The 4,763-nt window shown below is 61.9% G+C and carries 6 protein-coding genes and 1 pseudogene; 2 read left to right on the top strand and 5 right to left on the bottom strand.

Features of this window, described 5'->3' with window-relative positions:
* Window positions 1–209, top strand: a pseudogene (locus SX1_RS24710) (muramidase); the annotation flags it as partial.
* Between the two features lie 20 nt (window positions 210–229).
* On the opposite strand, the gene SX1_RS21740 reads toward SX1_RS24710, so the two are convergent.
* From SX1_RS21740 to SX1_RS21725, 4 genes are read right to left on the bottom strand one after another with little or no spacing between them, the layout of a single operon-like run.
* A complete protein-coding gene (locus tag SX1_RS21740; protein WP_013041567.1) occupies window positions 230–529 on the bottom strand; it encodes a hypothetical protein in 300 nt (99 codons plus the stop codon).
* Window positions 522–764 (bottom strand): hypothetical protein, encoded by a 243-nt coding sequence (locus SX1_RS21735; RefSeq protein ID WP_013041566.1) that lies wholly within the window; start codon window positions 762–764, stop codon window positions 522–524. The genes SX1_RS21740 and SX1_RS21735 overlap by 8 nt, the downstream gene beginning before the upstream one ends.
* The gene (locus SX1_RS21730; RefSeq protein ID WP_006964370.1) at window positions 764–1,090 is read right to left on the bottom strand and encodes a helix-turn-helix domain-containing protein; all 327 of its coding nucleotides are present in this window, start codon (window positions 1,088–1,090) and stop codon (window positions 764–766) included. Before SX1_RS21730 ends, SX1_RS21735 begins: the two co-directional genes overlap by 1 nt.
* The gene (locus SX1_RS21725; RefSeq protein WP_013041565.1) at window positions 1,087–1,461 is read right to left on the bottom strand and encodes a type II toxin-antitoxin system RelE/ParE family toxin; all 375 of its coding nucleotides are present in this window, start codon (window positions 1,459–1,461) and stop codon (window positions 1,087–1,089) included. Before SX1_RS21725 ends, SX1_RS21730 begins: the two co-directional genes overlap by 4 nt.
* 421 nt (window positions 1,462–1,882) lie before the next feature.
* Between SX1_RS21725 and SX1_RS24025 the strand changes: the two genes are divergently transcribed.
* A complete protein-coding gene (locus SX1_RS24025; protein ID WP_013041563.1) occupies window positions 1,883–2,137 on the top strand; it encodes a hypothetical protein in 255 nt (84 codons plus the stop codon).
* A gap of 18 nt (window positions 2,138–2,155) precedes the next feature.
* Here the strand turns inward: SX1_RS24025 and SX1_RS23365 are convergent.
* On the bottom strand, window positions 2,156–4,763 hold a 2,608-nt coding region (locus SX1_RS23365; protein ID WP_019054790.1), incomplete at its 5' end, for a Tn3 family transposase.

Here is a 4,763-nt window from a genome sequence, read left to right as displayed (position 1 = left end):
GGGTAGGGGGCCTAACCTCGGCGGCCGTGCAGCCGATGGCCAGCTATGAGGCTGCGCCAGCTCCACAAGCCCGCGTCATGGCGGCTCGGCCGAACGCCGCGCCTATTTCCGTTGCGGTGAATTTCCGGCGCGACATGCTGCATCCTTCGCCTACCGATCCCACGGCGGACCCGCGATTTATTCCGCGCACAATCACCGCCAGCAATTGAAGCGACGGCGCGCTAGGCGCTCAATTCGGCAAGCCGGTGTGGGCGCTGATCCCCATCCCGGCCAGCTCCTCAATGAGCCAGTCTCGAAAGTCCGAAATGGATTTCGCGCCTTCGGCCCTCAAGGCGGCAACGTCTTCCTCTTTGAAACTCCAATCGTCCTTGCCGATGTGGCGCAAGGCGCGCCAAACGCAATGCTTCTGATAGCTGTAGATCGCGCAACGGAGATACCCGCGAACGATCTTTTCCATAGCCGCATCGTCATTGCGGTGGCGATCTAGCAATGCGTCAAGGTCGGCTACGGACGGATTGGGATCAAGCATGGTCGGCCTCGATCTGTAGGGCGAGCTGGGCGAGGCGATCGGGAGCAAGCAAGTCGTCGGCCGCAAGGTCGATAGCGAAGGGTTCGCCGGGTTCGGGCGGCCGTCGATCGGCGGCGAAAGCGGCAAGATAGGGTTGCGCCGCGTCGGTTTCGATCCAGCGCCAGAAGGCAGGCCCTTGGCCGAATAGCCCGGCCTCGAACATATCGAGCCGGGCTTGCGCGAAATCATCGCACATTAGGCGAAGTGGATCACGGCCGATTCAGTGGTCCGCCCCTGCGGGCGCACGACAATATCGACCTTGCAGCCAAGCCGGGTGAGCATGGCTAGAAGCCGCTCAACCGAGACGCTGCGGAACTGGCCTCGCAGGATGCGCGACAATTCCGGTTGGGTAGATCCCGTAACCTTGGCGGCGGCGATCTGCGTCAACTTCCGCTCCTGCATGGCCTCGGCCACACGGGTAACGAGCTGGGCTTTCAAAAGGTGGGTGTCGGGGTCGGCAAAGCCTAGATCGGCAAAGACATTGCCGCTGCCTTCCTCAATGATTTCGTCCTGTGCGCTCATGCTGTGCCTCGCGGGGTCTGGTGTTGCCGGTGATGCTCCTCGGCGGATTTCAGCCGCGTTCGGATCAAATCCATATCGGCCTGCGGCGTGGCCTTGCCCTGCTTGGATTTCTTCTGGAAGGCGTGCAGGACATAGACCGCCTCCGCGAATTTGACCGTATAGACCGTGCGGAACGTATCGCCTTGGTGGTCGTCTATGATCTCGACCACGCCAGCGCCGCCAAAGCCCTTCAACGGCTTAGTGCTGGCGTGCTGCCCGCCTTGCTGCGCAAGGTGCAGGGCATAGCCCATTACGTCCTGCACATCGTCCGGGAACTCCCGAAAATCGCGCTTTGACGATGCCACCCATCGAACCGGCCGTTCCGTATCCATCGCGGCTATTATGCACAAATATACATAGCCCGCAAGCGGAAATTATGCGCGTATGTGCATATTGCCAGCTCGCTATGCCGATTGAGGCGACCGCGATCGGGGCGGCTCAATCGAGCGCCCTGCGCGACGAATGTATCAACGCCGGGGATGCAGGGCCGTAATTTTATGCTAGAGGCCCGGCGCGGCCCACGCCCCCCAATTTGTGCGGCCGTCCACTTCCGACGATGGCCCGCAAGGACTAGCCATCGTCGGAAGACCAACAAACAATCTAGCCGATGCCACGCGCCGCCCCTGTCCGGGCAGGCGAGGGCTGCTTGCCGTTGTAATAAAATTACTGCTCAATCTGGCCCTAGTTGCGCGTGCAATTTCCCTATTGTTGAGTCATCGTCCTCCCTACAGCGACCGAAAGGAGGACTAGGCTATGGTTGATTCTTCCAATATCTATCGAGAGCAACAGAAAGCGGTTGCCCTAGAGTTCATGGAAAAAGCTCTTGCGATACTCGTTGAGGTCGATGATTCAGCCGCAGATTGTTATCTGCAACAATCAATAGATACGTGCATGGCGTCACCGCGCATGACATTTCCCGAAGATGAATTTTGGGATTGTGTTGATGAATTGCCACATTTGACCGATCGCGTCTTGTTCCTGCATCGGCAGAACGGGGTCGGTACATAGAACGGACCCAGATATACGCTAAGGTTTCGCCGGACCTTCGACGGCGTGCATCTGGCGAAGCGGCCTGAGGGCGGACGATGGCGCATCGGGGTCGGTCCAAAGATAATCGCCGGTGAGGTTGATGTGCTGCCATCCGAGCGGCGAAAGGTGTTGCAACAGGTCCGGCGGGACCGACCGGCCGAGACTGGCAAGATGCATGCGGGCGGCTTGCAGGTAGGTCGTGTTCCACAGGACGATAGCACCGGCGACGAGGTTTAGCGCGCTCGCCCGATGGGTCTGGGCTTGCAGGGCGTGATCACGGATGCGGCCGATCCGGTGGAAGAAGATGGCGCGTTTCAGAGCATTTTCGGCCTCACCCTTGTTGAGTTCGCGGGTTGCGCGGCGCCGCTGTTCGGGCTGCTCGATCCAGTCGAGTGTAAACAGGGTGCGCTCGACGCGGCCGATCTCGCGCAGTGCCAAGGCCAGGCCATTGGCCCGTGGATAGGAGCCGAGCCGTTCCAGCATGATCGATGCACTCACGACGCCGGTGCGGATCGAGGTGCCCAAGCGCAGCACGTCGTCCCAGTGTGCGGCGATCAGGGCCTCGTCGATCCTGCCCGCGACCAGCGGCGCGATATCTGGGCCAGGTTCGATTCCGTTGAACAGGTGAAGCCGGCGCGCGGCGATGTTAGGGATGCGCGGCGCGAACCGGAATCCAAGTAGATGGCATAGCGCAAACACATGGTCGGAAACGCCCCCACCATCGACGTGATGCTCCTCAATGTGCAGATCGGCACCATGATGGAGCAGCCCGTCCAGCACCTGCGCCGCCTCGCTTGCGGATGCGGAGATGACGGTGGAATGAAACGGCGCGTAGCGATCCGAGACATGGCTGTAGAAGGAGACAGCAGGCTCCGCCCCCTTGTGCGGATTGACTGCGCCGGTCGCCTGAGCACGGCGATCAAGCAGGAAGTTCTGACCGTCCGAACTGGACGAGGTCCCGGACCCAAACAGGGCGGCGAGCGGCGCGGTGTGCTGGGCATTGACCAACCGGGCGAGAGCCCTACCGTAGGTTTCCTCGCGTAAATGCCATGAGGCGAGCCAACTGAGTTGGCGTTGGGTCACGAGATCGCAGGCTTCTGCCATGCGCTTATGGCCAAGATTGGTCGCATCGGCGAGCACCGCCGTCAGGATAGCGCGGGGTTCATCGGCAACCCGACCGCTTTGCAGATGCGTGAAGCACTGGCTGAAACCGGTCCATCGATCGACTTCAGCAAGGAGATCGGTGATGCGGATCGCGGGCAGATGGGCGTAGAGCGGCGCAAGGGCGCTATCCGCTTCATCCGGCGTGACCGCCTTCAACGGCGAAATCCGCAGCTTGCCAAGGCTGAGTTGTACGTCTTCCAGCGCGTCCGTCTCCGCCTTCCGCTCGACCTCTGCCAATCTCCGGGCGAGACGGGTACGCCGTTCGTCCAGCCAGGCACTGGCCGTATCGGGTGCCGGGATCGGCAAAGGGCCGGCTGCGCGCATGGTGGCAAATACCGGACTTGGAATAAGCTGTTGCTCGACGGCACGATAGCGTCTGCTTCCCTCGACCCACATGTCGCCGGCACGAAGCCTGTCACGAAGCTCGACTAGGACGCAAAATTCATAAACTCTGCGATCGGGAATGCCGGGGCCGATCGCGCGACGCCAGGCCTGCCGAATGAAGGCAACTGGTGTATCCGGCGGCAGTTTTTTCAGGCGACCTAGATGAAGGTCGCGCATGATAGCGACTGCTCGCGCGAGCGTATGGCAGGCCGGGACCGCTCCGAACGTGAACGAGGCGATGAACAAGGGACCGACCTGTCGGAGAACGGGGTAGTTGGTTGCGGCGACGGTAACGGGATCGACGGCATCGGGGCGGATCAGCTTGCGGGCTTCATCGACTTCACGGCCAAGATCATCCCATCCAACTACGGCCTCGACCGCGGCGCCGATGTCGCCGCCCGACACCTTGGCAGTGAGCAGGGCATCGCCGAGCCGGGCAAGTAGCCGGATCTTACCGTTGATGTTGCGCCGGTCGCGCTTGAGCGCTGTGTCTGCGCTGTTCTGCTCGCGCCGAAACATCTGACCCAGCAGGCGGTCGAACATCAGCACCGCATCGTCGGTGAGCGTGACGATGGTTTCGAGTACGGTTGCCGCCAGCGTCGCACGGCGCCGCGTTGCTTGCAGCGTTCGGACATGTTGCGCCGTCAGCCGAGCCCCTTCCTGACAGAGGCGTCGCAGGCGTTCAGGATGTATGCCTGCCGCGATATCGGGATCGATCCCAATATCGCGCAGCAGAGCTAGCCGCCGGATGATGACGGCGAACGTCTTGCGACCGGGCTTGCCGGGCGGCTGCCGCACCCATCCGAGGCCGCTGAGGTTCGTGCCGGCGTGAGGCAGAAGAAGGGCATCAAGCAGACGGCGTTGCCCAGTCTCCAGCCCTCGGGTCAGATGCTCGGCGACATGGCGCTCGGCGTCGAGCAGCGCCTGCGCAACCATCCGTTCGACCGAACTGATGCCAGGTACGATGATGCGCCGTCGTCGGCACTCGCCTAGTAGCGACCGTGCCAGCCCAGCCCCGCTGGTCGTCGTCAGCGCAATCGGCAGCAGCCATTCCTGC

It is taken from the genome of Sphingobium xenophagum NBRC 107872, from assembly GCF_000367345.1.
GTDB classification, from domain to species: domain Bacteria; phylum Pseudomonadota; class Alphaproteobacteria; order Sphingomonadales; family Sphingomonadaceae; genus Sphingobium; species Sphingobium xenophagum.
Note: the sequence above shows the minus strand (reverse complement) of the source record. Positions and strands in the feature narration are given on the sequence as shown.

Excerpts from the sequence above, each read along its gene's own strand:
- SX1_RS21740 (WP_013041567.1), bottom strand. The coding sequence starts at position 529 with ATGCTTGATCCCAATCCGTCCGTAGCCGACCTTGACGCATTGCTAGAT.
- SX1_RS24025 (WP_013041563.1), top strand. The coding sequence starts at position 1,883 with ATGGTTGATTCTTCCAATATCTATCGAGAGCAACAGAAAGCGGTTGCC.
- SX1_RS21730 (WP_006964370.1), bottom strand. The coding sequence starts at position 1,090 with ATGAGCGCACAGGACGAAATCATTGAGGAAGGCAGCGGCAATGTCTTT.
- SX1_RS21735 (WP_013041566.1), bottom strand. The coding sequence starts at position 764 with ATGTGCGATGATTTCGCGCAAGCCCGGCTCGATATGTTCGAGGCCGGG.
- SX1_RS21725 (WP_013041565.1), bottom strand. The coding sequence starts at position 1,461 with ATGGATACGGAACGGCCGGTTCGATGGGTGGCATCGTCAAAGCGCGAT.